General features: G+C 69.8%; 22 protein-coding genes. 16 read left to right on the top strand and 6 right to left on the bottom strand.

Going from position 1 to position 24,506, the window contains the following annotated elements; translation table 11 throughout:
- Nucleotides 1-111: 111 nt before the first annotated feature.
- The 4 genes from IEZ21_RS10180 to IEZ21_RS10165 are packed head-to-tail and all read right to left on the bottom strand — an operon-like array spanning nt 112 to nt 5,326.
- Nucleotides 112-987: an ATP-binding cassette domain-containing protein gene (locus IEZ21_RS10180; RefSeq protein WP_189321550.1), complete on the bottom strand. Its 876-nt coding sequence runs from the start codon at nt 985-987 to the stop codon at nt 112-114.
- The gene (locus IEZ21_RS10175) at nt 984-2,813 is read right to left on the bottom strand and encodes a dipeptide/oligopeptide/nickel ABC transporter permease/ATP-binding protein (RefSeq protein WP_308429623.1); all 1,830 of its coding nucleotides are present in this window, start codon (nt 2,811-2,813) and stop codon (nt 984-986) included. Before IEZ21_RS10175 ends, IEZ21_RS10180 begins: the two co-directional genes overlap by 4 nt.
- Nucleotides 2,810-3,754 carry an ABC transporter permease gene (locus IEZ21_RS10170; protein ID WP_189321549.1) on the bottom strand — a complete coding sequence of 315 codons (945 nt, stop codon included), beginning with the start codon at nt 3,752-3,754 and terminating at the stop codon, nt 2,810-2,812. The genes IEZ21_RS10175 and IEZ21_RS10170 overlap by 4 nt, the downstream gene beginning before the upstream one ends.
- 12 nt (nt 3,755-3,766) lie before the next feature.
- On the bottom strand, nt 3,767-5,326 hold the full coding sequence (locus IEZ21_RS10165; protein ID WP_189321548.1) for an ABC transporter substrate-binding protein: 1,560 nt from the start codon (nt 5,324-5,326) through the stop codon (nt 3,767-3,769).
- Between the two features lie 409 nt (nt 5,327-5,735).
- Between IEZ21_RS10165 and IEZ21_RS10160 the strand changes: the two genes are divergently transcribed.
- The 13 genes from IEZ21_RS10160 to IEZ21_RS10100 all read left to right on the top strand — a co-directional run bounded on the left by IEZ21_RS10160 (nt 5,736) and on the right by IEZ21_RS10100 (nt 19,351).
- The gene (locus tag IEZ21_RS10160; RefSeq protein WP_189321547.1) at nt 5,736-6,368 is read left to right on the top strand and encodes a TetR/AcrR family transcriptional regulator; all 633 of its coding nucleotides are present in this window, start codon (nt 5,736-5,738) and stop codon (nt 6,366-6,368) included.
- Between the two features lie 133 nt (nt 6,369-6,501).
- Nucleotides 6,502-7,668 (top strand): acyl-CoA dehydrogenase family protein, encoded by a 1,167-nt coding sequence (locus tag IEZ21_RS10155; protein WP_033321523.1) that lies wholly within the window; start codon nt 6,502-6,504, stop codon nt 7,666-7,668.
- Complete coding sequence (locus IEZ21_RS10150) at nt 7,668-8,444, top strand: SDR family NAD(P)-dependent oxidoreductase (protein ID WP_189321546.1); 777 nt, start codon at nt 7,668-7,670, stop codon at nt 8,442-8,444. Before IEZ21_RS10155 ends, IEZ21_RS10150 begins: the two co-directional genes overlap by 1 nt.
- A gap of 97 nt (nt 8,445-8,541) precedes the next feature.
- Entirely contained in the window at nt 8,542-9,351 is an 810-nt protein-coding gene (locus IEZ21_RS10145; RefSeq protein WP_189321545.1) for a FadR/GntR family transcriptional regulator, read from the top strand.
- A 140-nt stretch (nt 9,352-9,491) separates the two neighbouring features.
- Nucleotides 9,492-10,298 carry an enoyl-CoA hydratase/isomerase family protein gene (locus tag IEZ21_RS10140; protein WP_189321544.1) on the top strand — a complete coding sequence of 269 codons (807 nt, stop codon included), beginning with the start codon at nt 9,492-9,494 and terminating at the stop codon, nt 10,296-10,298.
- A 3-nt stretch (nt 10,299-10,301) separates the two neighbouring features.
- Complete coding sequence (locus tag IEZ21_RS10135) at nt 10,302-11,303, top strand: acyl-CoA dehydrogenase family protein (protein WP_189321543.1); 1,002 nt, start codon at nt 10,302-10,304, stop codon at nt 11,301-11,303.
- Complete coding sequence (locus IEZ21_RS10130; RefSeq protein ID WP_189321542.1) at nt 11,300-12,451, top strand: acyl-CoA dehydrogenase family protein; 1,152 nt, start codon at nt 11,300-11,302, stop codon at nt 12,449-12,451. Before IEZ21_RS10135 ends, IEZ21_RS10130 begins: the two co-directional genes overlap by 4 nt.
- A 56-nt stretch (nt 12,452-12,507) precedes the next feature.
- Nucleotides 12,508-14,091: a FadD3 family acyl-CoA ligase gene (locus IEZ21_RS10125; protein ID WP_189321541.1), complete on the top strand. Its 1,584-nt coding sequence runs from the start codon at nt 12,508-12,510 to the stop codon at nt 14,089-14,091.
- On the top strand, nt 14,088-15,413 hold the full coding sequence (locus IEZ21_RS10120; protein WP_246567517.1) for a CaiB/BaiF CoA transferase family protein: 1,326 nt from the start codon (nt 14,088-14,090) through the stop codon (nt 15,411-15,413). The genes IEZ21_RS10125 and IEZ21_RS10120 overlap by 4 nt, the downstream gene beginning before the upstream one ends.
- Complete coding sequence (locus IEZ21_RS10115) at nt 15,410-16,252, top strand: enoyl-CoA hydratase/isomerase family protein (protein ID WP_189321540.1); 843 nt, start codon at nt 15,410-15,412, stop codon at nt 16,250-16,252. Before IEZ21_RS10120 ends, IEZ21_RS10115 begins: the two co-directional genes overlap by 4 nt.
- On the top strand, nt 16,245-17,399 hold the full coding sequence (locus IEZ21_RS10110; protein ID WP_189321539.1) for a thiolase family protein: 1,155 nt from the start codon (nt 16,245-16,247) through the stop codon (nt 17,397-17,399). Before IEZ21_RS10115 ends, IEZ21_RS10110 begins: the two co-directional genes overlap by 8 nt.
- 15 nt (nt 17,400-17,414) lie before the next feature.
- Nucleotides 17,415-18,563: an acyl-CoA dehydrogenase family protein gene (locus tag IEZ21_RS10105; RefSeq protein WP_189321538.1), complete on the top strand. Its 1,149-nt coding sequence runs from the start codon at nt 17,415-17,417 to the stop codon at nt 18,561-18,563.
- 11 nt (nt 18,564-18,574) lie between these two features.
- Nucleotides 18,575-19,351 (top strand): SDR family NAD(P)-dependent oxidoreductase, encoded by a 777-nt coding sequence (locus IEZ21_RS10100; RefSeq protein WP_246567515.1) that lies wholly within the window; start codon nt 18,575-18,577, stop codon nt 19,349-19,351.
- Here IEZ21_RS10100 and IEZ21_RS10095 read toward each other — a convergent pair.
- Together IEZ21_RS10095 and IEZ21_RS10090 are read right to left on the bottom strand one after the other, a co-directional pair.
- The gene (locus IEZ21_RS10095) at nt 19,339-20,592 is read right to left on the bottom strand and encodes an amidohydrolase family protein (protein WP_189321537.1); all 1,254 of its coding nucleotides are present in this window, start codon (nt 20,590-20,592) and stop codon (nt 19,339-19,341) included. The genes IEZ21_RS10100 and IEZ21_RS10095 overlap by 13 nt on opposite strands.
- Before the next feature lie 13 nt (nt 20,593-20,605).
- Nucleotides 20,606-21,691: a CoA transferase gene (locus IEZ21_RS10090; RefSeq protein ID WP_189321536.1), complete on the bottom strand. Its 1,086-nt coding sequence runs from the start codon at nt 21,689-21,691 to the stop codon at nt 20,606-20,608.
- Between the two features lie 81 nt (nt 21,692-21,772).
- Between IEZ21_RS10090 and IEZ21_RS10085 the strand changes: the two genes are divergently transcribed.
- The 3 genes from IEZ21_RS10085 to IEZ21_RS10075 all read left to right on the top strand — a co-directional run bounded on the left by IEZ21_RS10085 (nt 21,773) and on the right by IEZ21_RS10075 (nt 24,479).
- Complete coding sequence (locus IEZ21_RS10085) at nt 21,773-22,741, top strand: enoyl-CoA hydratase/isomerase family protein (RefSeq protein ID WP_189321535.1); 969 nt, start codon at nt 21,773-21,775, stop codon at nt 22,739-22,741.
- A gap of 170 nt (nt 22,742-22,911) precedes the next feature.
- Nucleotides 22,912-23,706: an SDR family oxidoreductase gene (locus IEZ21_RS10080; protein ID WP_189321534.1), complete on the top strand. Its 795-nt coding sequence runs from the start codon at nt 22,912-22,914 to the stop codon at nt 23,704-23,706.
- Nucleotides 23,703-24,479 (top strand): SDR family oxidoreductase, encoded by a 777-nt coding sequence (locus IEZ21_RS10075; protein ID WP_189321533.1) that lies wholly within the window; start codon nt 23,703-23,705, stop codon nt 24,477-24,479. Before IEZ21_RS10080 ends, IEZ21_RS10075 begins: the two co-directional genes overlap by 4 nt.
- The last annotated feature ends 27 nt before the right edge of the window (nt 24,480-24,506 follow it).

The following is a 24,506-nucleotide window of genomic DNA, read 5'->3' as shown; positions in this document are numbered from 1 at the left end:
TGAAAGTAAGAGACTCTCCGCGGGGTGACCCCACTTACCGCCTGCGCGCGTGTCCTCCACCTCCCCGAAGCCCAGCACGGCGGAGGAACCCGAGCGGGAGTTGAGCCGCCGTCAGCTCCCTTGTTTCAGAGGCGAGTTGCGATGGGTTTCTGCGGTCGGAGGGGCGGCTGCCAGGCGCTGCCGCTCCACACGCCGGTTCCGCTGCTCGACCGGGTCAGCGACCGGTGCGGCGAGCAACAGGTGCTGTGTGTAGGGGTGTTCGGGTTCGGAGGTGACACGGCCGGCCGGGCCGGTCTCGACGATGTCGCCTCGGTGGACCACGCTCACGCGGTGGCTCACATGCCGGATGACCGCGAGATCGTGGGAGATGAAGAGATACGCGACCCCGGTACGCCGCTGAATGTCGACGAAAAGGTCGAGTACACGTGCCTGTGTCGACAGGTCGAGTGCGGAGACCGGCTCGTCGCAGACGATCAGCTTCGGCCCCGGAGCCAGGGCCCGGGCGATCGCGACGCGTTGACGCTGGCCGCCGCTGAACTCGCGCGGCAGTCGCGCGAAGGTGTCCGCCGGCAGCCCCACCTGATCCAGCAGCTCGTGCACACGCGCCCGGGCGCCGCGTGCGGTCGCCCCCTGCACCACGAGGGGTTCGCTGAGGATGTCGCCGATGGTGAGGGACGGGTTGAGTGAGCTGTACGGGTCCTGGAAGACGACCTGGATGTAGCGCGCGAGGGCGCGTCGCTCCTTCGGCGTGCAGTGGGTGATGTCCTGGCCGAGAAAGCCGATGCGTCCGCCGCTGGGCTTCACCAGGCCGAGCACCGCCCGGCCGATGGTCGTCTTGCCGGACCCGGACTCGCCGACGATGCCGAGCGTCTCGCCCTGGTCCACCGCCAGGGACACCCCGTGCAGCACCTCGTGCGGGCGGGCGCGGAAGCCGCGTCCCGGATAGGCGACGCGCAGGTCGCTCACGTCGAGCAGGGCCGTTGTCATCGCGCCTCCTTCTCGAACGCGTCCGTCTCGAGCCCGTCCGCGGTCGGGCCGTCGGTGCGCGGCGCGTGCTCGTCGAGGATGGAATCCAGCAGCATCCGGGTGTAGGCGTGCCGTGGAGTGGTGAAGAGTTCGAGCACGTCGCCCGTCTCGACGATCCGGCCCTGCTGCATGACGGCGACGCGGTCGCAGATGTCCGCGACCACGCCGAAGTTGTGGGTCACAAGCAGCACCGCCATGTTCAGTTCCTTCTGCAGGTCGCGCAGCAGGTCGAGGATCTCCGCCTGGACGGTGACGTCGAGCGCGGTCGTGGGCTCGTCGGCGATGAGCAGCAGCGGGCGGCTCGCGACCGCGCCGGCGATGAGTACGCGCTGTGCCATGCCGCCGGAGATCTGGTGCGGGTAGGAGGCGTAGGTGCGCTTCGGGTCGGGGATGCCGACCCGGTCGAGGAGGGCGAGGACGCGTTCACGCGCGTCGCGCCGCGACATCGGCGAGGCCGCGCGGACGCCCTCGACAAGCTGGGCTCCCACCGTGAAGTTGGGGTCGAGGTTGGACATGGGCTCCTGCGGTACGTACGCGATGGACGTCCCGCGTACGCCGCACAGTTCGCCCTCGCTCAGGCCGAGGAGTTCGTGTCCGTCGAGCCGGATCGAGCCGCGCGTGACGACCGCTTCCGAGGGCAGCACTCCGAGCACGGCGAAGGCGGTCTGGGTCTTGCCGGAGCCCGATTCGCCGACGAGTCCCAGGGTCTGCCCCGCCTCCAGGCTCAGGGTGACGCCGCTGACGACCTCCTTCAGCTCGCCCGACGGTGTCGGGTAGGCGATGGCGAGGTCCTCGACGGTCAGCAGCCCCGCAGCCGAAACCGAAGTGTCGGACGATGGCGTGGCCGACCGGCGCTCGGGGGCGGCGATCCGGGACGGTTTGGGCCGGCCGCCCTCCAGGGCATCCCGCAGCGAGTTGCCGAGCAGCACCAGCGAGGCGGTGATGATGCCGAGCATCAGGCTCGGCCAGAGGAACTGCAGGGGTTCCTCGTAGAGGTTGGCGAAGCCCTCGGAGATCATCGCGCCGAAGCTGGGAACGGAGCTTGATCCGACGCCGAGGAAGGCGAGGCCCGACTGGACGGCGATGGAGGAACCGGCGAGGAACGCGGTGGCGATGATGACCGGTCCCCGGACCACGGAGAGCACGTGCCGTCGCAGGATGCGTCGGTCGGGCAGGCCCGAGACGCGGGCGGCGTCCACGTACAGCTCGTTCTTCACCCCGAGCACGAGGTTGCGTACGAGGCGGTAGATCCCGGGCGAGAGCAGGACGCCGAAGATCAGCATCGTCGCGCGGTAGTCGCCGTCCGTCACCGGCAGCAGCACGATGAGCAGGAGCAGGCCCGGGAAGGTCATGACGAGGCTGAAGACCCACTCGGTGACCCCCCGGACGCGGCGGCCGAAGTAGCCGCCGACGAGCCCGAAGGTGACACCGATGGCCAGGGCGATGCTCGCGCCGATGAGGGCGGAGACCACGCTGGTGTTGATGGAGGCCAGCAGCCGCGCGAAGATGTCGCGGCCGCTCTCGTCGCCTCCCAGCAGGTAACCGTGGGTTCCGGCACCGGCGTTGACCGCGTCGAGTGAGGCGTCATTGGGACCGTGGTCGGTGAACAGCGGCGAGAGCAGGCCGAGGAGGACCACGGCCAGGAGGAGGACCGCGCTGATGACCGCCTGAGGGTCCGTCAGGAGCTTGCGCAGCGGCGACCTGCGGCGGCCGGGCTCTGCGGCGCGGCGTTCGGTGGCGTGGTGTTCGGTGGCGTGGTGTTCGGTGGCGTGATGTTCGGTGGTCAACTCAGGATCCTCGCCTTCGGGTTGAGCCAGCCGTTGACCAGGTCGACGACGAGGTTGACGCCCACCACGAGCAGCACACCGAACAGGCTGATGCCCATGATGATCGGGATGTCGCCCTGCAAGGAGGCGTTGAAGGCGTACTGGCCGAAGCCCGGCAGCGCGAAGACCTGCTCGATGATGAGGGCACCGCCGAGCATCTGGATGAACTCCAGCGACAGCACGGTGAGTGCCGGGCCCGCCGCGCCCCGCAGGGCGTGGCGCAACACGATCGACCGGGTCGGTATCCCCCGCGTGCGCAGGGTGCGTACGTAGTCCTTGCGCAGTTCGCCGATCATGGCGCCGCGGATCTGGGCGGTGAGGCTCGCGACGCCGCTCATCATCAGGGCGACCACCGGGATGGTGATCGTGGTGACCCAGCGGACCGGATCCTCCGACAGTGGTGTGTAGCCGGTGGCCGGGAACCAGTGCAGCTCGATGGCCAGGACGTAGACAAGGGCGATCGCGATCAGCAGGTTCGGCACCAGATAGCCGGTCATCGACACACCCTGAGCGATCCGGTCGACGGCGCCGCCGCGGGTGGCCGCCAGGACGCCGAGCACCACGCTGATCACCACGGTGACGAGCAGGGCGGCCAGCACGATCGACAGCGTGACGCCGAGGCGGGCCGCGATGGCCGACCGGACGGGCTCGCTGGTGAAGTAGGAGAGGCCGAGGTCGCCGCGTATCGCGTGGGACAGCCAGTCCAGGTACTGGGTGAACAGCGGGCGGTCGAGGCCCAGTTGGGCTTTCTGGGCCTCGACCAGGTCGGGTGTCGCGCCACTGCCGACGATGCTGCTGGCTACGTCGTCGAAGGAGGTGCTGAGCAGGGCGAACGTGATCATGGTCACCAGGACGGCGAGCACCAGACCCGCGACGAGGCGACGCAACACGTAGAGGATCATGATGCGGCTCTCTCACGAAGCCTGGTCGGCGACGCCGAACTGCCGGACGGTGGCGAGTGTCGAGGAGCCGTCACCGAGGTAGGTGATGCCCTTCTTGGTCGCCCAGTCGCTGCCGATGTAGAACACGGGGCCGTACCACGCGTTCTCGACTCCGAATTTGTTGATCTCCTTGTAGATGTCCGCGGCCTTCGCCGGGTCCAGCTCCCGGTTCGCGCGGTCCAGGAGCTTGGAGAGCTTGGGGTCCGTGGAGTTGAACACGTTGCGGTAGCCGGTGGGGCTGTAGAAGCCGCGCGCCTCGACGGGGGTGGTGTTCAACCCGTCGACGATCAGGAACATCGGGTACTTCTTGGAGGCGATGGCGGAGACGCTCTGCTGGGGCGGCACTGGCTGCCACTTCACCTTGATCCCGATGTCGGCGAGCGCCTGCGTGAACGTCGGCTCGAACGGCTTGGTGAACACGAGGCTCGGCATGGTCACGGAGAAGCCGTTCGCGTAACCGGCCTCCGCCAGCAGCTTCTTGGCGGCTGAGGGGTCGTAGGAGTACGTCTGGTCCAGCGCGGGATCGTGGCCCGGCCCCTGGGGGTTGAAGATCTGCTCGGTCGGCGCGCCCGAGCCCCGGAGCAGCTGCTTGACCATCTTGGCGCGGTCGAAGGCCATGTTGATCGCCTTGCGGACTCGCACGTCACCGAGCGGCTCGAGCACGGACCCCTCGCGGTCGCCCAGGACCAGGGACGCCACGGCGGTCGCCTGGACGTGCTTGGTCTCGAAACCCGCCGACTTGAAGGAGTTGACCTGCGCGACGTCGACGGTGCCTGCGTTGGTCTCGCCGGCCTTCAGTGCGTTGGCGCCCGCGGTCTGGTCGGAGATCACCCGGATCTTGACGGTCCGGAAGGGGTACGCCTTCTTGTTCCAGTAGTCGTCACGCCGCTTGAGCACGTACACCGACCCGTTCACCGTCGCGCCCTTGTCGAGGGTATAGGGGCCGGAGCCGACCGGGTTCAGCGCGGCGCTCTTGGACGTCATCGTCTTCGGGTCGCCTATGACGCCCGCGGCCGTGGAGAGCGAGGTCAGCAGCGAACCGTCCGGCTGCTTCAGCTTGATCACCACGGTGCGGGAATCGGGTGCCTCGACCGAGGCCACGGAGGCGAGCACCCCCTGGTTCGGCCCGGGCGTCGTCTTGATCCGCTCCAGCGTCGCCTGCACGGCGGCCGCGTCGACGACGCTACCCGAGCTGAACTTCATGCCGGTACGCAGTTTCAGCGTCAGGGTCCGCGCATCGGCGGAGTACTGCCAGCTCTGAGCCGCGCCGGGCTGAAGGCGGCCCGCGTTGTCCTGGATCAGCAGCGTGTCATAGACCGAGTCCCAGACGTACATCTGCTGGCCTTCGAGGAGCTGGGTGGGATCGAACGAGTTGGGCGTGCCGAAGATCGAGAGTGCCAGCGTGTCCCCCGAGGACGAGGACGCTCCTGTCGACTCGCTGCTGCACGCCGACGATGCGAGCAGCACCGCGGTGACACCCACGGCGGCCAGGGCTCGAGCGTGCGATCGCGGGTGTGGGTGTCGTATGCGCATGGGATGGACTCCTTCGTCCGGGAACCAGCGTCTGACGTGGCCTGCGCCATGGCCCGACGGCCAGGGGTGGAGCTGAAGTGCTGTGTGCCGTAGGGGTGTTGGGGTTGTGCGTCTACCGGTCCGACGATCTGCCGAAGTCGTCGTCCATGGGCGCGTCCGCCTGCTCTGGCGGCTCTGGAGGAGCGAGCACGCCAACCCATACCATGTGGTTAGTTTTCGCTCGGACGTTAAGCCCGTACAGCAAGCGCGGGAAGAGTGCGATCAGCCTTCGTAATCAGAGCGTTATCTTTCGACCGGCCGTTACCGGGGCGCGACGAACACGCAAATCCCAACCAGTGGTAAGTTTTGAGGGCTCAGCTGCTGCCCAGGACCGTCCCGGACCGGCTTCGTCGAGGAGAGTGAACGCACCGTGGGTCAGGCAAAAGCGCGTGGGCCGTACGCCAAGACACCGGCCCGCAAGGCGGAGATCGTACGGGCGGCACGCGACAGTTTCGCCGAGAACGGTTACACCAAAGCCTCCCTGCGCGACATCGCGGAACGAGCCAGCATCACCCACGCCGGCCTCCTGCATCACTTCCGCAACAAGGACGAGCTGCTCGCCGAGGTACTCGCCGAACGCGATACGGAGGAATGGCAGCAGGGCCTGGACGAGGTGGACAGCCTGGATCAGCTCGCCCCGTACCTCGGCGAGCTGATCCGCCACCACCAGAAGGCGCCAGAACTGATGCGCCTGTGGATCGAGCTCGCCGCCGCGGCCTCACGGCCGGATCATCCCGCCCACTCCCACTTCGTCGAGCGCTACGAACGCGGGCGCGCGCAGTTCGTCGAGGGATTCCACGACAAGGCAGACCGCAGCAGCCTGCGCGAAGGCGTCAGCCCCGAGAGCGCCGCAGTCCTCTTCCATGCCGTGCTCAACGGGCTCCAACTGCAGTGGGTACTCGACCAGGACCTCGACATCGTCGGGCCCGTCACCGACTTCGTGCACCTGCTCTTCGACGACGACCACGACGAGGCAGACACAGACGCAGACGCAGACGGGTGAGCGGACAGTCGCCCAACTCGGCGCCGTAAGCGGCGAACGGACCTATCCCAACCGGTTCGGTGTGCAGTACCTTTCGGTCTGACCTTTAGCAGGTTCACCGAAGACGCAACGGCGTCGCGGAGGTGCTCGCACCGTGGACTTCCAGCTCACCGAGGACCAGGAAACGATCCGCAAGACCGTCGCAGGGCTCTTACGCGACTTCGACGACCAGTACTGGATGCGCAAGGACCGGGACCACGCGTTCCCGGAGGAGTTCTACGCCGCCGTCGCGGGCGGCGGCTGGCTGGGGCTGACCATTCCCGAGGAGTACGGAGGCCACGGGCTCGGGATCACCGAGGCCACTCTCCTGCTCGAAGAGGTCGCTCGCTCGGGTGGCGGGATGAACGCCGCGAGCGCGATCCACCTGAACATCTTCGGCATGCACCCCGTCGTGGTGCACGGTTCCGAGGACCTCAAGCGGCGGACACTGCCGCGCGTGGCCACGGGTGATCTACAGGTGTGCTTCGGTGTCACCGAGCCGGGCGCGGGTCTCGACACGACACGGATCACCACGTTCGCGCGCCGCGAAGGCGACCACTACGTCATCGACGGGCGCAAGGTCTGGATCTCCAAGGCCGTCGAGTCGGAGAAGATCCTGCTGCTGACGCGCACCACACGGGTCGGCGAGGTGGCGCGGAGGACCGACGGCATGACGCTGTTCCTCACCGACCTGGACCGCGCGCATGTCGACATCCGCCCCATCGCGAAGATGGGGCGCAACGCCGTCACCTCCAACGAGGTGTTCATCGACGCTCTGCGCGTTCCCGTCGCCGACCGGGTCGGCGAGGAGGGCGAGGGGTTTCGGTATCTGCTCGACGGACTCAACCCGGAGCGGATGCTGATCGCCGCCGAGGCCTTGGGACTTGGCCGGGTCGCCCTGGAGCGTGCGGTGAAGTACGGCAATGAGCGGGAGGTGTTCGGGCGTCCGATCGGGATGAACCAGGGCCTGCAGTTCCCCCTCGCCGACTCGCTCGCCAGGCTCGACGCCGCCGAACTGGTACTGCGCAAGGCGACGTGGCTCTACGACAACGGCCGGCCGTGCGGGCGTGAGGCGAACACGGCCAAGTACCTGTGTGCGGACGCCGGGTTCGACGCGGCCGACCGTGCGCTGCAGACGCACGGCGGGATGGGGTACGCCGAGGAGTACGCCGTCGCGCGGTACTTCCGGGAAGCACGGCTGCTCAAGATCGCACCGATCAGCCAGGAGATGGTCCTGAACTACCTGGGCTCACACACGCTGGGACTGCCGAGGAGTTACTGATGACGACGACGTACGACAGCACGCGCCTGTTCGATCTGACGGGGCGCTCCGCGCTGGTCACCGGGGCGGCCCAGGGGATCGGCGCCGCCGTGGCCGGGGCCCTGGCCCGCGCGGGCGCCTCCGTTCTGGTCACCGATGTCGACGGTGACGCGGCCCTCGCCGCGGCCGAGAAGATCGCCGCGACGGGAGCGAGCGCTCAGGGCATGGCTCTCGACGTACGCGACCGGGAAGCGGCTGACGCCGCCGTGGCACGCGCGGCGCAGAGGACCGGCGACACGCTGCACATCCTGGTCAACAACGCGGGTGTGACGGCACCCGCGATGTTCGACAAGCTCCCCGAGGACGACTTCACTCGCCTGCTCGACATCCATGTGATGGGGACGTACCGGTGCGCGCAGGCGGCGCTGGAGTTCCTCCCGGAAGACGGTACGGGGCGCATCGTGAACGTCACCTCCTCCGCGGGCATCACCGGCACCCTCGGCCAGGTCAACTACTCCGCCGCCAAGGCCGGGATCATCGGCATCACCAAGTCCCTGGCCCGCGAACTGGCGCGTCGCCAGATCCTGGTGAACGCGGTGGCTCCGCTGGCCGCGACACCGATGACGGAAACGATCCGTACGAACGAGAGGTTCGCGCCGCAGATGCTGGCACGCATCCCCCTCGGCCGCTGGGCGACACCGGAGGAGGTCGCCGGCGTCTTCGTCTTCCTCGCGTCCGACGCCGCGTCCTTCGTCACCGGGCAAGTGCTCCCCGTGGACGGGGGTCTGGTCATGTGAGGCTCATGTGACCCGGGGCGAGGACGCGTTGTTCAGAGGGCGCGTTGTTCAATGGTCTGGCCGTCACCCATGTCGTACGTATGGAAAGGCATGTCACGTGGCCTCCAAGGACAGCGCAGGCGCCCCCACCGGGCTCGCAGGGTCCTCCACCGGGCCGCGCTTCACCGCGCTCACCGTGCCGAAAGCGGCCGACGTACTGGCGGCGGACGTGCGCGAGCGCATCCTGTCCGGTGAGCTTCCCGAGGGCTCGGCCCTGCCCCCGGAACGGCAGTTGGTGGAGCAGACCGGGCTGAGCCGGGCCACCGTGCGCGAGGCGCTGCGGATCCTGGAAGTGGAGAAGTTGCTGCGGATCCGGCCCGGTCGAGGCGGCGGCGCGTTCGTGCACCGCCCCGACCGCGAGTCGCTGGCCAGTACCGTCCAGTTGGTGATCCGGGGGCAGCAGATCCGGCTCGACGCGCTGCACGAGACGCGGGAGGCGGTGGAGCCCGCGTGCGCCGCGCTCGCCGCCTCCCGTCGCACCGAGCTGGATCTGGCCGAACTGGACTCGGTGCACTCGGAGTTGGTCGACGCGGGAGCCGCCGGGGATGTCCCGCGGTTTCTGCGGGCCAACGTCCGGTGGCACACCATTGTGGCGCGGGCCTCCGGGAACGAACTGCTGATCGGCTTCATGAGCGCCCTGTCCCGTTCGATCTACTCGGCCACGGACATCGAGGACTTCCTGGACGACGACATCCGTCGGGTCACGGCCCGCGCCCACGCGCGGGTCGCACAGGCCATCCGCGAGCGCGACGCAGCCGGGGCCAAGCGTCGTATGGAGAGGCATGTGTGCGCCTTCGCCCGGGCGGCGTCCCGCGTCGACCGCCGGGAGCGGCTCGAGCTCGACGACACCGACATGGCAGGCGAATAGAATCTCGTCTTACGCATTAGAGAATGGCGTTTTCATAAAACGGTAAGAGCATTGACACCTCTTCGGACTGACCTTTAGCGTGAGCGGCGCGGGTCGCAGCCGCTCTGCGGCCATCGCGTGCCTTCCTACGAGGAGGTTCCATGGGTGGCGAGGAAAGCCCCGTCCTGACCGTCTCCGCCGACGGAGACGTACGCATCGTCACGCTCTGCCGGCCGGACCAACTCAACGGTGTCTCCGCGGAGTTGCACCGACGCCTCGCCGAGGTCTGGGACGAGATCGCGGCGGACGAGCAGGCAAGGGCCGTGGTGCTCACGGGTGCGGGGCGCGCGTTCAGTGCGGGCGGGGACTTCGGACACCTGCTGCGCCACCACAGCGATCCGGCTCTGCGTGAGCGTTCGATCCGGCTCGACCGGGCCATCCAGACCGCGATGATCCGCTTCCCGTTGCCGGTCGTCGCGGCGGTCAACGGGCCCGCTGTGGGGCTGGGGTGTTCGCTCGCTCTGGGCTGCGACCTCGTCCTGATGGCCGACGACGCGTATCTCTGCGACCCTCACGTCTCCGTCGGGCTCGTGGCCGGGGACGGTGGGGTCACGCTGTGGCCGCTGCTCACCAGCCTGTTGCGCGCCAAGGAGTACCTCTTCACCGGGGACCGCATTCCTCCCGCGCTGGCGGTGGAACTCGGGCTCGCCAACCGTGTCGTCGCCACCGCCGAGCTGCGGGACCAGGCACTCGCCCTGGCACACCGGCTGGCGGCCCAGCCCGCACAGGCGCTGCGCGCCACCAAGGCGGCCCTGGCGGTGGTCATGGAGCAGGTGTCGCGCGGCGGCATGGAGGCGGCGCTGATGGCGGAGGAGTCCACCATGACCAGCCCCGATTACCTGCGCATCGTCACCTCGCTCGCGAACGGCGGGGCACGGCGCCGCGCTTCCGGCAGTCAGGAGGTGTGAGGCATGGAGGCGGAGGAGTTCCGGCTGGTCCGGGAGGCCTTGCGCGCCTTCGCCGCCGACCATCGATGCGACGCTGCGGAGGTCGGGCAGGCGGAGCGGACCACCGCCCAGAAGGCGCTCGACGGGCTCGGCCTCGGCGAACTCCGGCGGTCCACCCCACCGTTGGCCTCAGCTCAGGAGTGCGCACTGCTCGCCGAGGAGTACGGACGGCAGCCGCTGGCCACCTCGTTCCTGGGGACCGTGCTCCTGGCCCCGGAGGTGCTGCGGCTGCTGGCGGCCGCCGGGCGCCATGCACCGTACGGGAGCCGGCCCACCGTGGCCCTCACGCGTGACCTGCGCTTCACCGGCCGGGACAGCGAGGCGGATCACGTGGCCTGGGACGCCGAGGGGGCCGAGAGCGCGCTGTGGATCGGCGACGACGGCACCGTGCGGGCGCTCGACCTCGGCGGTCCTGCTCCCACCACGGATCTGCTGCGCGTCGTCCGCGAGGCACATCCGGGGACCCCCGACTCCGTACTCGGCCGGCTCGACCCCGAGCAACTGCACGCCTGGCGGGCCTGGGCGTTGGTGATGGTGAGCAGTGAACTCGTGGGCGCCGCCGCGTCGTTCGTCGAGCAGAGCACGGCTTACGCCCGCGACCGCAGCCAGTACGGACGGCCCATCGGCTCCTTCCAGGCGGTACAGCATCTGCTCGCCGACGCCACCGTGGCCGTGGAGGCCTGCGCGAGCGCCACGCGCTACGCGGCCTGGTGTCTCGACCACGCCGACCCCGACACCGCCCTGGCCGCCGCCCGGGTGGCCAAGGCCGAGGTCGACGTGTCCGCCGTGGAGGCCGTGTACGCGGGGATGCAGGTTTTCGGCGGCATCGCCCAGACGTGGGAGCACATGGCGCATCTCTACCTGCGCCGGGTCCGGGTCGGCGCCACCGTGCTGACAGGCACCGTGGACCTGCTCACCGCCCTCGCGCTCCCGGAGCCCGGGCCACAGGTGGTGGAGGCACCGTGACCGACCATGACGTCCCGCTGGATTTCGGCGATCCCGCCGACCTCGACACGCTGCGCCGCGAGTTACGCGCCTGGCTGGCGGAGCACCCGCTTCCGCGCCGGCGGCACGGCGAACCCATGGCCGAGTTCCTGCACCGGTGGCACCGGCAGCTCCACTCGGGCGGCTGGGTCGGTCTCGACGTCCCCGAGCGCTACGGCGGCCGCGGCCTCACCGCGCTCCACCAGGTGGCGGTCAGTGACGAACTCGGTGCATGCCGCGCGCCCGGCGTGCCCAGGATCGGCTATCTCGCCCACGCGTTGCTGGAGTTCTGCTCGGAGGAGCAGCGTGCCCGGCTGCTGCCTCGCATGCTGTCCGGAGACGACGTGTGGTGCCAGGGCTTCAGCGAGCCCGGCGCTGGATCGGACCTGGCGGGCATGAGCACGTATGCGCGGCGCAGCGCGGACGGCGGGCACTATCTCGTCAACGGCCAGAAGCTGTGGACGAGTTATGCCCAGTACTCCGACTACTGTCTCCTCCTCGCCCGCACCGACCGTGCCGCGCCCGCGCACTCCTCGATCACGGCGTTCGCCCTGCCGCTGAACCGGGCCGGCGTGACCGTGCGGCCGCTGCGTGCGGCCAATGGGGACGACGAGTTCTGCGAGCTGTTCCTCGACGACGTCCGAGTGGCCGTGGACGAGCGCGTCGGCGCGGAGGGCGATGGCTGGCCGCTGGCCATGACCACTGTCAACTACGAGCGCAACGCCCTCGACACCGGCCATCTGTCCAAGTACGGACTGCTGTTGGAGCGGCTGCGCCGACAACTGCGCGAGCACCGTGGCGCGTTGCCGGACGGGCTCGTGTCAGCCGTCGGGCGGTGTGTCGTCGACTACCAAGTGCTCGTCGCGCACGCACGCCGCCGCACGGCCGAACGCCTCGCCGGGCGGGCCGCGGGCCCCGAGTCGTCGGTCGACAAGCTGCTGATGACGCGTGCCGAGCAGCGGTTGTACGAGACGGCGCTCGCGGTCCTGCCGGAGGAACTCCACCGGGACGGCGGGGCGGTGTACGGCGAATACCTCTACTCCCGGGCCGCGTCGGTGTACGGGGGCACGTCGCAGATCCAGCGCAACATCATCGCCAAGCGTCTCCTGCACCTGTCGTCGGCGTCCTGAGCCGCCGCCTCCGCACGCCCGTCGAGATGAGAGCACCGCCCGAACGGAGCCCGTCATTGCGATACGACCAGGAATACCTCAGCATCCCGAACGCCATACGGCGCGCGGCCGAGCGCTTCGACGACGCACCGGCCGTCGTCGACGGCAAGATCCGCTGGAGCTTCCACGAGCTGGAGCGGCAGATGACGCGGGCCGTCCGCGCCGCGCTCGCACTCGGCATCGGGCCCGGCGACAGGGTGGGAATCTGCGCCCCCAACTCGGCGGAGTGGATCGTCGCCGCCCTGGGTGTGCAGGGGGCGGGCGGCATCATCGTCCCCCTCAACACACGCTTCAAGGCCGCCGAACTCGCGTACATCCTGCGGAAGTCAGGCGCGAAGGCACTGCTCACTTCGCCGTTCCTCGGCACGGACTACGTCGCCGAACTGCGCAAGCACGACCCGGAGTTGCCCGCCCTTCGCACGAGCGTCTCGATCCTGGGACCCCGTGGCGAGGCCGATCTGGCGTGGCCGGACTTCCTGGCCCACGGCGCGGCCGTCACCGAAGGCGCGGCTCACGCCTCGATCGACAGGGTGACGCCGCAGGACGTGTCCGACGTGATGTTCACCTCCGGGACCACGGGCCATCCGAAGGGCGTGATCCTCACGCACGAGCAGTCGTTGCGCGCGTACGGCTGGATGGCGCGGGAGTACACCTTCCGCCCGTCGGACACCTTCCTCGTCATCCCGCCGTTCTTCCACTGCTTCGGCTACAAGGCGGGCTGGCTGGCCTCCTTCCTGCATGGGGTGACCGTCATTCCCATGCCGGTCTTCGACGCGAGCCGGGCCCTGGAGATCATCGACCGGGAGAAGGTCAGCATCCTGCTCGGACCGCCCACCATCTTCCAGGACCTGATCGATCTGCCGAGCCGCTCCCGCTACGACACCTCGTCGCTGCGCGTATCCATGACCGGTGGGACCACGATCCCGGAACAGCTCATCCACGCCATGAAGGACGAGTTGTCGTTCGACATCGTGATGAGCGCGTACGGACTGACCGAGTCGACTGCTCTGGCGACCACCACCCGGCTCGGCGACGGGCCCGAGACCGTGGCCCGCACCACCGGCCGCCCGATTCCCGACGTGGAGCTTCGCATCGTCGACGACCAGGAACGCGTCCTGCCCGCCGGGGAGGCGGGCGAGATCCAGGTGCGTGGCTACAACGTCACCCGCGGCTACTGGGAAGAACCAGAGGCCACAGCCGCCGCGATCAGTGTGGACGGCTGGCTGCGCACCGGCGATGTAGGTGTGCTCGACGCCGACGGCAACCTGTCGATCGTCGACCGCAAGAAGGACATGTACATCGTCGGCGGGTTCAACGCCTACCCGGCGGAGATCGAACGACTGCTCCTCGACTGTCCGTCGGTCGCCGAGGCCGCCGTGATCGGTGTGCCCGACGAACGGCTCGGCGAGGTCGGCTGCGCCTACGTGGTCTCGCGTCCGGATCAACAGCCCTCCGAGGCGGACATCGTCGCCTGGTCTCGCGCGAACATGGCCAACTTCAAGGTGCCGCGCCACGTCCGCCTCGTCGGCGAACTGCCGCGCAACGCGAGCCGCAAGGTGCTCAAGGACGAGCTGCGGGCGTGGTTCGGGGAGGGCGCGTGACGGCCGAAGGGCCCGTGGCAGCAGGGCCCTTGGCCGGTGTCACCGTGGTCGCGGTGGAGCAGGCCGTCTCGGCTCCGTTGTGCACGCGTGCGCTCGGCGATCTCGGTGCCCGGATCATCAAGGTGGAGGGGCCGGACGGCGGTGACTTCACCCGGTACTACGACGACGTGGTGCACGGGCTTGCCGCCCACTTCGTGTGGGTGAACCGGGGCAAGGAGTCGGTCGTCCTCGATCTGAAGTCCCCGCAGGGGATGAACGTCCTTCACCGGCTGCTCGACCGGGCCGACGTGTTCGTATCGAACCTCGCACCGGGGTCCGCCGCCAAAATCGGCATCACGGCCGACGACCTGGCGGCACGTCACCCCGACCTCATCACCATGGAGATCGACGGTTACGGACCCGGCGGCCCGCTCTCCCACAAACGCGCCTACGACCTGCTCGTCCAGGCCGAGGCGGGCGCATGCGCGATCACGGGCCTGCCGGGCACACCGGCCAAGCCCGGGCCGCCGATGGCGGACGTGTGCACCGGGCTGTACGCGGCGTTGACGATCACGGCGCTCCTTGCCGAGCGGGGGCGGACCGGCCGGGGGGACTCCCCCGGCCCGGCCTCCACCTCAGCCTCAGCCTCAGCCTCAGCCTCAGCCTCAGCCTCAGCCTCAGCCTCAGTGAGCATGTTCGACACGGTGACCGAGCTGATGGGCTACGCGCTCACCTACACCCGGCACACCGGCATCGACCAGCAGCCCGTCGGCATGGGTTCGCCTGCTGTGGCGCCGTACGGGGCGTACCTCACAGCCGACAGTCACACAGTGGTGCTCGGTACCACGAACGACCGCGAGTGGCAGCGCTACGCCCGTGACCTCCTCGGCCGGCCGGACCTGGCGGACGACGACCGGCTGTCCACCACGGCCGGCCGGGTCGCCGAACGGGAGTGGCTGGACGGAGAGATCGCGCGATGGTGCGCGGAGCGGACGCTCGGCGTCATCCAGGCGGCCGCCGACGCGGCCGGCATCGGAAACGCGAAGCTCAACAAGCCCAGCGAGGTCCTGGCCCACCCCCAGCTGGCCGCGCGCGACCGCTGGCGCGAGATCGGCACGCCCGGCGGGCCCAGTCCGGCGCTCCTGCCGCCTCCCGTGCTGCGGGGACGTGCCGCGCCGATGGGAGATGTGCCTGCCCTGGGTGAGCACACCGAAGCGGTGTTGCGCGAACTCGGCTTCGAAGAGGATGAGTTGGCCTCTCTCGAGACGTCAGAAGGTGTGTCGGCCGTGGCGGCCGCTGCCCCGGACGTTTCCGCGCCACCAGCCCGAAGCGAGCACCGATGAGCAACAACGAGGTTCTCCTGACCCACGACGACGGACAAGGCGTACGCACCCTCGTCCTCAATCGACCGCACCGCAGGAACGCGCTCGACGACAGGCTGTGGCAGGCCCTGCGGGACGCGCTCGCGGAGGCCGGCGAGGACCGTGGCGTACGTGCCCTCGTCATCACGGGTGCGGGCGGCGCGTTCTGCTCCGGGGCCGACATCTCCGGTGGCCCGCGGGCCGAACACCCGACGTATCGCATGCGCACCCTCAGCGAGGTGGCCCTGCTCCTGCACGAACTCCCCGTGCCTACCGTCGCCAAGGTCACCGGTGTGGCGGTCGGCGCGGGGTGGAATCTCGCGCTGGGCTGCGATCTGGTGGTGGCCACGCCGACGGCCACGTTCTCGCAGATCTTCGCGCGGCGCGGACTCTCGCTCGACCTGGGCGGCTCCTGGCTGCTGCCCAGGCTCGTAGGGCTGCAGCAGGCCAAGCGTCTCGCTCTGCTCGCCGAGACCCTCGACGCCGAACAAGCCCGGGCGTTGCATCTGGTGACGTGGGTGGTGCCCGACGCGGAGGTCGACGCCTTCACGGACGACCTGTGCGCCCGCCTCGTCGGCGGCCCGCCCGTGGCCCTGGCCCAGAGCAAGGCACTGCTCAACGAAGGAGCGGATCGCACACTGCGGGACGCACTCGCCAACGAGGCCCGCGCCCAAGCCGTCAACTTCGCCACGAGCGACGCGGCGGAGGCGTACGCGGCCTTCACGCAAGGGCGCGACGCCCACTTCACCGGCACCTGGGCAGTGCCGGTGAACACCTTGTCCGACACCGCCACCGAGGAGACCCCGAACAGTGATGCGTGAAGCCGTCATCGTGGAAGCGGTCCGCACCCCCGTCGGTAAACGGAACGGCGCCCTGGCCGGGGTTCACCCCGGCGACCTGTCGGCCCATGTCCTCAACGCCCTCGTCGCACGTACCGGCATCGACCCGGCCGCCGTGGAGGACGTGGTGTGGGGCTGCGTGTCGCAGGTCGGCGACCAGTCAGGAAACATCGGGCGGTACGCGCTTCTTGCCGCCGGGTGGCCGGAGTCCGTTCCGGCGACGACGGTGAACCGGGCGTGCGGTTCGAGCCAGCAGGCCCTCGACTTCGCCGCTCAGGCCGTGCTGTCGGGCCAGTACGAGATGGTGGTGGCGGGCGGAGTGGAGACGATGAGCCGGGTGCCGCTCGGCGCGGCGAGGACGGGCGGTGTTCCGTACGCACCCAGTGTCCTGGCCCGTTACGACAACTTCTCGTTCAATCAAGGAGTCTCCGCCGAGAAGATCGCGCAGAAGTGGGGGTTCTCGCGGGCCCGACTCGACGCGTTCGCCTCTCTGTCGCACGAGTTGGCGGCAGCGGCTCAGGATTCGGGGGCGTTCGACGCTCAGCTCGCCCCCGTGGGCGCGGACGGCTCGAAGACGCCCGCGCTGCGGACCGACGAGGGTGTGCGGCGGGGCACCAGCCCACAGACGCTCGCGGCCCTGAAGCCCGTCTTCCAGGAGGACGGCGTCATCCATGCCGGTAACGCCTCCCAGATCTCCGACGGCGCGGCGGCCCTGCTGGTCACCACCCCGCAGAAGGCCCGTGAGCTCGGGCTGATCCCGCTGGTTCGCTACCGTGCCGGAGCGGTCGCCGGAGCCGATCCGGTGCTGATGCTGACCGGCCCGATCCCTGCGACGGAGAAAGTGCTGCGCAAGGCCGGACTCACGCTCGACGACATCGGGGTCTACGAGGTCAACGAGGCTTTCGCGTCCGTGCCGTTGGCGTGGCTCGCGGAGACCGGCGCCGATCCGGCCCGGATGAATCCGCTCGGCGGCGCGATCGCACTCGGCCATCCGCTGGGCGCCTCCGGAGCGGTCCTGATGACCCGGATGATCCACCACATGCGGGCCCGCGAGATCCGTTACGGCCTGCAGACCATGTGCGAGGGCGGCGGCACGGCCAACGCCACCGTCGTCGAACTCGTCGACTGAACCAGGGGAACCAGAGTGCGCCGCGACCTCTTCACCGCCGATCACGAGTCCTTCCGCCACCTCGTACGCGACTTCGTCTCGCGTGAGGTCGTCCCGCACTACGAGGAGTGGGAGCGGGCCGGGCGGCTGCCCCGAGGCGTCTTCGAGCAACTCGGGGAGCTGGGTGTCATGGGCCTCGCGCTCCCGGAGGAGTACGGGGGCGCGGGCGTCGACGACTACCGGTACAACGTGGTCCTGCAGGAGGAGGCCGCCCGCGCTCTGGTCACCCTCGGCACGGTCCGCACCCAACTCGACGTCATCCTGCCGTACTTCTTGACGTACGCGAACAAGGAGCAGCGCGCACGCTGGTTCCCCGGCCTCGCCGCCGGCAAGCTCCTGACCGCCATCGCCATGACCGAGCCCGGCACGGGGTCCGACTTGGCCGGTATCCGGACGACGGCTGTACGGGACGGCGACCACTACGTCCTGAACGGCGCCAAGACGTTCATCACCGGCGGGCTCCTGGCCGACCTGGTGATCGTCGTGGCCCGTACCGCGTCCGATCCGGACAACCGCAGGGCGGGCCTGACGTTGCTGGTCGTCGAGGACGGCATGCCCGGTTTCAGCCGTGGCCGCGAGCTCGACAAGATCGGCATCAGGGTCCAGGACACCGTCGAGCTCGCCTTCGACGACGTGCGGGTCCCGGTGGCCAACCGGCTCGGCGAGGAGGGCGAGGCATTCTCCTACCTCGGCCGCAATCTCCCGCAGGAGCGGATGACCGTCGCCGTCGGATCGGTCGCGCAGACCCGGGCGGCACTCGAGACGACACTCGCGTACGTCAAGGATCGCAAGGTGTTCGGCAGTTCCGTGTCCTCGTTCCAGAACACCAAGTTCGAACTGGCCGCGGTCGCGACGGAGATCGAGGCAGCGCAGACGATGCTCGACCGCGCGGTCCTGGAACTCGTCGAGGGGAGGCTCTCAGGCGCGGACGCGGCGAAGGTGAAGCTGTTCTGCACCGAGATGCAGGGTCGCTGCGTGGACCGGTGCCTTCAACTCTTCGGCGGTTACGGCTACATACGGGAGTACCCGATCGCCCGGTTGTACGCCGACGCGCGCATCACCCGGATCTACGCGGGGACCAGCGAGGTCATGAAGGTCATCGTCGCCAAGTCACTTGGCCTGTGAGGGAGTTGCCGTTGTCAGGGAGAGACTTCGCCGAACGGAAGGGCGCCGCGCTGGTCGCGGGCGGAACCGGAGGCATCGGCGCGGCGATCGTACGGACCCTGGCCCGGCGCGGCAGCGCCGTGGCCTTCACGTTCCGGTCCAACGAGTCCGCCGCCCAGGACCTCACGGCCGAATTGACGACGGAAGGCGCTCGCATCCGTGCCCTACGCGCCGACTTGGCGGTCGAGGAGGACGCCTCCGCCGCCGTCCGGGACACCGTCTCCGAGTTCGGCGGGCTGCACACGCTGGTGTACGCGGCCGGTCCGCACGTACCCATGGTGCACCTGAGTCAGGTGGCGCCGGGCCGCTACCGGGAGCAGCTGCACACCGACGCCCTGGCGTTCTACAACCTCGTGCATCCGGCTCTCACGGCGCTGCGGGAGTCTGGTGGGAACACCGTCGCGGTGACGACGGCCGCCACCCGCCGTTACCCGGTGCGCGACGGCCTGTCCGCGGGCACAAAAGGTGCGGTGGAGGCCGTCGTACGAGCGCTGGCCGCCGAGGAGGGGCGGTACGGCGTGCGGTTCAACTGTGTGGGGCCTGGAATGCTCACGGACGGGATCGCGGCCCGCCTGATCGACAGCGGAGAACTCGACACGGACGCGCTCGCCGTGACGCGTCGCAACATCCCGCTGCGCCGGTTCGGCTGCGCGCAGGACATCGCCGAGGCCGTTGCCTTCCTGGCGTCCGACCGGGCCGGTTTCATCACCGGCCAGCACCTCGCGGTCGACGGGGGCTACAGCGTCTGACCGGCCACGATTGCGGCGCGTACGGCATCGGCGGTGAGGTTGTCGAGCGCGGCATTCAGAGGCAGGTGGAGCAGGCACAGGTCGGCCGGTGCGCCGGGCGCCACGGTCCGCCGCGGGCCGCCCGGTGCCATGGGCGTGCCGAGGAAGAGGCCGAGGGCGGCGCGGGGCGGCAGCCCTTCGGGGCCGGCCCGCCCGACTGCCATCCGCATCACCGCCCACGGATCCGCGGTTCCGTACGGTGCGTCGGTACCGGCGGCGACGGGGATCCCGGCGGCGATGAGCGTTCCGCAGCGGTAGAGGTGGGGCTGATCGTCGGGGTGCACATCGGCCTCGTAAGCGAGGGCGCGCTCGACTGGGAAGTGCGGTTGCGTGACCACGGTGACGCCGAGGCGCCGCAGCCACGCCAGGGATTCGGCGGGGATCACGGCGCCGTGCTCGATGCGGTCGCCGGGCACGCTTCCTGCCTCGTCGAGTGCGAGCAGGGTCACGAGGAGCTGGACGCGGGTGACGCAGTGGACGGCCACGGGACGCGGCCGGGCCCGCGCGATGCGCTCCGCCAACTCGCCGGGAAGGGGCAGCGTGAGGTCGTCCAGACGGATCTTCACAGGCGCCTCTCGGTCCAGGCTCATCACGGTGATCCGTTGCGGCAGGTCCCGGAGCAGTGCGCGCAGGTCGTCGGCCGGGTGCGGGTCCGCGTTGGTGAAGCCGGTGACACCGCGAGCAGCTGCCCTACGACCAACTCCTCGCAGGTCCAAGGACGTTGGAGGTACGGTGGCGCGCAGGCACTCGTCCGACCGCCAGAACCGCCCGTCCCCCGCGTCGTCCATGCCCGCGGCCCGGAGCGCGGCCCCGTTCCACACCCACAGCTCACCGCTGCGGTGCTGCACGCGCACCGGCCGATCGGCCACCAACCGGTCGAGCGTCGCACGATCCAGCTCACCGGCGACACTTTCGTGGTATCCGACCGCCCGGACCCACTCCCCCGGCGGCCCGGCCCGCAGGGCTTCGGCGAGTTGGTCGAGTCCCGTCACGTCCTGCGGGCCGACACGCACCGAAGCCGGTTCGGCGGCCAGGGCAGCGAGGTGGACGTGGTGATCGTGCAGCCCCGGCAGCAGGGCGCCGCCCCGCCCGTGGATTCCGACGCGACCGCCCAGATGTCTGCCGACCTCGGCAATACGCCCGTCCCTCACCCGTACGTCGACCCGGCCGCAGCCCTCGACTTCGACGTCTTTGATCAGCACGGGAGATGACCCTTCACACACGGCCGTCTCTGTCACCGTCACCCGGCGCCGGCGCGGAGTCGGCCAACTCGGCCGCGCACGCCGCCATGGACACGCACACGAGGTGACCGCCTCCTTCCCGCAGCGAGCGGGCCGCCGCCTGAGCCGCGTAGATACCGGTGACGGGATCGGCGATCGCGTCACCCAGGAACGTCGGGCCACCGCCGTCCGGCCCGAGGGACACGAGGCCCCCCGCGACGGCCGCGTCGTCGCCGAAGGCGATGCGGTCGTCGTCCCGCCCGTATCCCGTGACGCTCACCCACACCCGGCCGGGTCGAGCGGCGAGGAACCGTTCCGCGCGCAGCCCGAGGCGGCGCAGTGCGCGAGGACGGGAGGCCTCGATGACGACGTCGGCGTCGGCCACGGTGGTCAGCAGAGCGTCGCGGTCGGCGAAGTCGACGACCAGGCTGCGGTGGCCATGGTGCAGATGCCGGTAGAAGGCAGGGGAGCCGCGTCGCACGCCATCAGGCCGCCCGGCGCACTCCACCTTCAGCACGTCGGCCCCCGCCAGACCGAGCAACCGCGCGCACAGCGGCCCGGCCCACAGCGCGGAGAAGTCCGTGACGCGTACGGCGTTGAACGGCCTCGGTGTTCCCACGCGCCCGACACGCTCGCGCAGAACAGGCGGGCGCCGCCCGGCCTCGGACCCGAGGAACGCCGCGGCCACACCCAGGAGTTGGGCATGACCCGCAGCCTCCGCAGCCGGGCGCGCGGCCACCGCCCTCCTCAGCCGAACCAAGGGGTCTCCCTCCAAGCCCCCTTCGGCACCCAGGAGGTTGAGCAGGGCGGGGAGGGCGGCGTGATCGTCAGGGCGGGCCAGGTTGACGGCCACCCAGCCATCGGCGGCCCGCATCAGATGACAGGAGCCACCGGCCGAGGTGCGGCCAGGCACCGCGAGGCCCGCGAGACGGGCGCGCAGGAACAGCTCTGTCTCGAGGTCGACCGGTACGCCTGTGAGCTCGGTGATGTCACGCGCGACAGCGACAAGGGGGTGGAGACGATCGCCCGCAGACCGCGTCCAGGCGGGCGCCCGGCCGACAGTAAGAGCATGGTTCTCCATTTTCGCAGCCACCCTTCTCTCTCCGCGGCAGCCAAATTACACTCGCGTCGACATGAGCGGGAGAGGGGAGCACCAGCCGGCATGCAGGCGCCCCTCAGGCTCGTCGACCTGGACAGCCCTCGCGCTTCCCTGCCGAAGGGCGCCCCCTTCGAGGCGAATCCGGCCATCGTCATCGGATACGCCGCCGAACCCGTCGACGTCCCGGTGGAGGAGTACGACGTCCTTCTCACCGCCGCGCCGGACGCACCACGCCCCTGGGTCATCCACGCCGATCCGCCGGCGGCGGCAGACCGGCTCGCCCGCGTGGTGGCGGAACGCACCGAGTCGGCCGTCGCCCTGATCCAAGTGCTGCGCATGGGGAGGAACTTGGGGCCGGAGGAACGACTTGTCACCGAATCGCTCGCGTACTCCGTCCTGCAGAGCGGCGCGGCTTTCCGGCATTGGCTCGCCACCACGCCGCGCAATGCGGCGCGCCCCTCCTCGCAGCCGGTGCGCCTGGCCCGGTGCGGTGAACGGCTGACCATCACTCTCGACCGCCCCTGGGTGCGCAACGCGGTGGACGCGGCCACCAGGGACGCCCTGTGCGAGGCCCTGTCGGTGACCCTCGCGGACCCGTCGGTGACACGGGTCGACCTGCGGGGCAACGGGCCCGCCTTCTGCAGCGGCGGCGATCTCTCCGAGTTCGGGACGTCGCACGATCCCGCCCGCGCTCACCTGCTGCGCGTCGACCGCAGCCCGGCGGCCCGGCTCCTGCGGTGCGCCGAGCGGGTGACCGCGCATCTGCACGGGGCGTGTGTGGGTGCGGGCATCGAGCTCGCGGCGTTCGCCGCCCGGGTCGTCGCCACACCTGACACCCGGATCCGACTTCCCGAGATCGGCATGGGCCTGATCCCCGGGGCCGGCGGCACAGCAAGCATCCCCCGCCGGATCGGGCGCCACAGGACCGCGTACCTCGCCCTGTCGGGTGGGACTTTGACGGCAGGTCAGGCCTTGTCGTGGGGGCTGGTGGACGAGGTCGCACCCGTCGCGGGACCGGTGACGTACACGTGACCCGCCGCTGGGCCACGCCTCGCGGGACGCCGACTCATCGCACGTGATGAAGGCGTTGACTTCACCCCGACCACATGCTTCGATTCCCGCCAGATGAAAATGTAATTCTCCTCTATGCGTAACACTCCTCTCCCAAAATGTGATGTCGTGGTGCAAGGAGCGGTCGTTCGATGAGTATCGATCTGCACAACGCCGTCGCGGTGGTCACCGGCGCGGGCAGCGGGATCGGGCGTGCCGCCGCGCACGCCTTCGCCCGGCGCGGCGCTCGGGTGGTGGTCACCGACCTCGACGCCCAGCGTGCGCACGCCGTCGTGGAGGAACTCGGCGCACTCGGGGGCGAGGCCGTCGCCGCGGCGTGCGACGTCACCGTCATCGACGACCTCCAGGCCGTCCGCGACCTGGCACTGCACCGGTTCGGCCGCGTCGACCTGGTGATGAACAACGTCGGGATCCTGGCCGTCGGCCCCGTGGAGGACATCCCTCTTGAGGCATGGCAGCGCGTGATCGACGTGAACCTGTTGAGCGTGGTCCGCAGCAACCTGGTGTTCCTGCCCGTGCTTCTGGAACAGGGCGCGGGACACGTCGTCAACACCGCCTCCACGGCAGGCCTGTTGCCCTACGGGTACGACCGCCTGCCGTATACGGCGACGAAGCACGCGGTCGTCGGGCTGTCCGAGGCGCTCGCCCTGTATCTGCGGCCGCGCGGCATCGGGGTCTCGTGTCTGTGCCCGGCCGGTGTGGCCACCAACATCGTCGAGCAGATCACCTTCTACGGAGAACCGGCACCGCCGCAGGGCCCCGCATTCCCGGTGGTGGACGCCGAGTCGGTCGGTGAGCTCGTCGCCGACGGCGTCAGCGAGAACCGTTTTCTCATCCTCACCGCACAGGAAGCCGCCGCTGAGCTGCGTGAACTCGGAGCGGACGTCGATCACTACCTGTCCCGACTGACCAAGGACATGCCATGAGCAGCACACTCGACCGCCTGAGTCTGGACGGCAAGGTCGCCGTCGTCACCGGTGGCGCAGGAGCCATCGGCCAGGTCTACGCCCGTGCCCTGGCCGAGGCCGGCGCCCGGGTCGTCCTGGCCGACCTCGACGCCGAGGGCGCCGACCGAGCGGCCAAGTCCCTCTCCTCCGACGGTCTGCGCGCCCTCGGGGTGCGGGTCGACATCACCGACCGCGATTCCGCCGCCGCCATGGCCGAGCAGGCCATCGGTGCGTTCGGCGGGATCGACATCCTCGTCAACAACGCCGCGTTGATGGCCGAGATACCCCAGGTGGACCTTCTGGAGCTGCCGACCGAGTGGTTCGACCGCGTCATGCGGGTCAACGTGCTGGGCGCCATCATCTGCGCGGGTGCGGTCAAGGCGTCGATGGTCGAGCGCGGTGGCGGGCGGATCATCAACCAGGTGTCCGCCGGGGCCTTCATGGGGGGCGGCATCTACGGCGTGAGCAAGCTCGCCCTGGTCAACGTCACCGTCGGCCTGGCCCGTTCGCTCGGCCCGCTGGGCATCAACGTCAACGCCATCGCGCCCGGCCTCGTGGAGAACGAGCCCGGATTCAGGAGTCTGCCCGCGGACCACCCCGCCCGCGCCGCCCTCGCCTCCGCCATCCCGGGCAAGAAGTCCGCGCCCCCGGAGGACCTGCTCGGCACGCTGCTCCTGCTGGCGTCTTCCGCCGGTGAGTGGATCAACGGGCAGACGATCAGCGTCGACGGCGGCTGGGTCACGCGGCTGTGAGCCCGACTCCGCGGAATCAGAGGCGGG

The organism is Streptomyces flaveus (assembly GCF_014647675.1).
In the GTDB taxonomy this organism is placed as follows: Bacteria; Actinomycetota; Actinomycetes; order Streptomycetales; family Streptomycetaceae; genus Streptomyces; species Streptomyces flaveus.
This window is presented reverse-complemented; position numbering and strand designations above follow the sequence as displayed.

Bases quoted from the DNA above. Each gene is read 5' to 3' on its own strand.
- IEZ21_RS10180 (WP_189321550.1), bottom strand. From the start codon at position 987: ATGACAACGGCCCTGCTCGACGTGAGCGACCTGCGCGTCGCCTATCCG.
- IEZ21_RS10170 (WP_189321549.1), bottom strand. From the start codon at position 3,754: ATGATCCTCTACGTGTTGCGTCGCCTCGTCGCGGGTCTGGTGCTCGCC.
- IEZ21_RS10165 (WP_189321548.1), bottom strand. From the start codon at position 5,326: ATGCGCATACGACACCCACACCCGCGATCGCACGCTCGAGCCCTGGCC.
- IEZ21_RS10150 (WP_189321546.1), top strand. From the start codon at position 7,668: ATGACGACGACGTACGACAGCACGCGCCTGTTCGATCTGACGGGGCGC.
- IEZ21_RS10140 (WP_189321544.1), top strand. From the start codon at position 9,492: ATGGGTGGCGAGGAAAGCCCCGTCCTGACCGTCTCCGCCGACGGAGAC.
- IEZ21_RS10135 (WP_189321543.1), top strand. From the start codon at position 10,302: ATGGAGGCGGAGGAGTTCCGGCTGGTCCGGGAGGCCTTGCGCGCCTTC.
- IEZ21_RS10115 (WP_189321540.1), top strand. From the start codon at position 15,410: ATGAGCAACAACGAGGTTCTCCTGACCCACGACGACGGACAAGGCGTA.
- IEZ21_RS10110 (WP_189321539.1), top strand. From the start codon at position 16,245: ATGCGTGAAGCCGTCATCGTGGAAGCGGTCCGCACCCCCGTCGGTAAA.
- IEZ21_RS10090 (WP_189321536.1), bottom strand. From the start codon at position 21,691: ATGGAGAACCATGCTCTTACTGTCGGCCGGGCGCCCGCCTGGACGCGG.
- IEZ21_RS10085 (WP_189321535.1), top strand. From the start codon at position 21,773: ATGCAGGCGCCCCTCAGGCTCGTCGACCTGGACAGCCCTCGCGCTTCC.
- IEZ21_RS10080 (WP_189321534.1), top strand. From the start codon at position 22,912: ATGAGTATCGATCTGCACAACGCCGTCGCGGTGGTCACCGGCGCGGGC.
- IEZ21_RS10075 (WP_189321533.1), top strand. From the start codon at position 23,703: ATGAGCAGCACACTCGACCGCCTGAGTCTGGACGGCAAGGTCGCCGTC.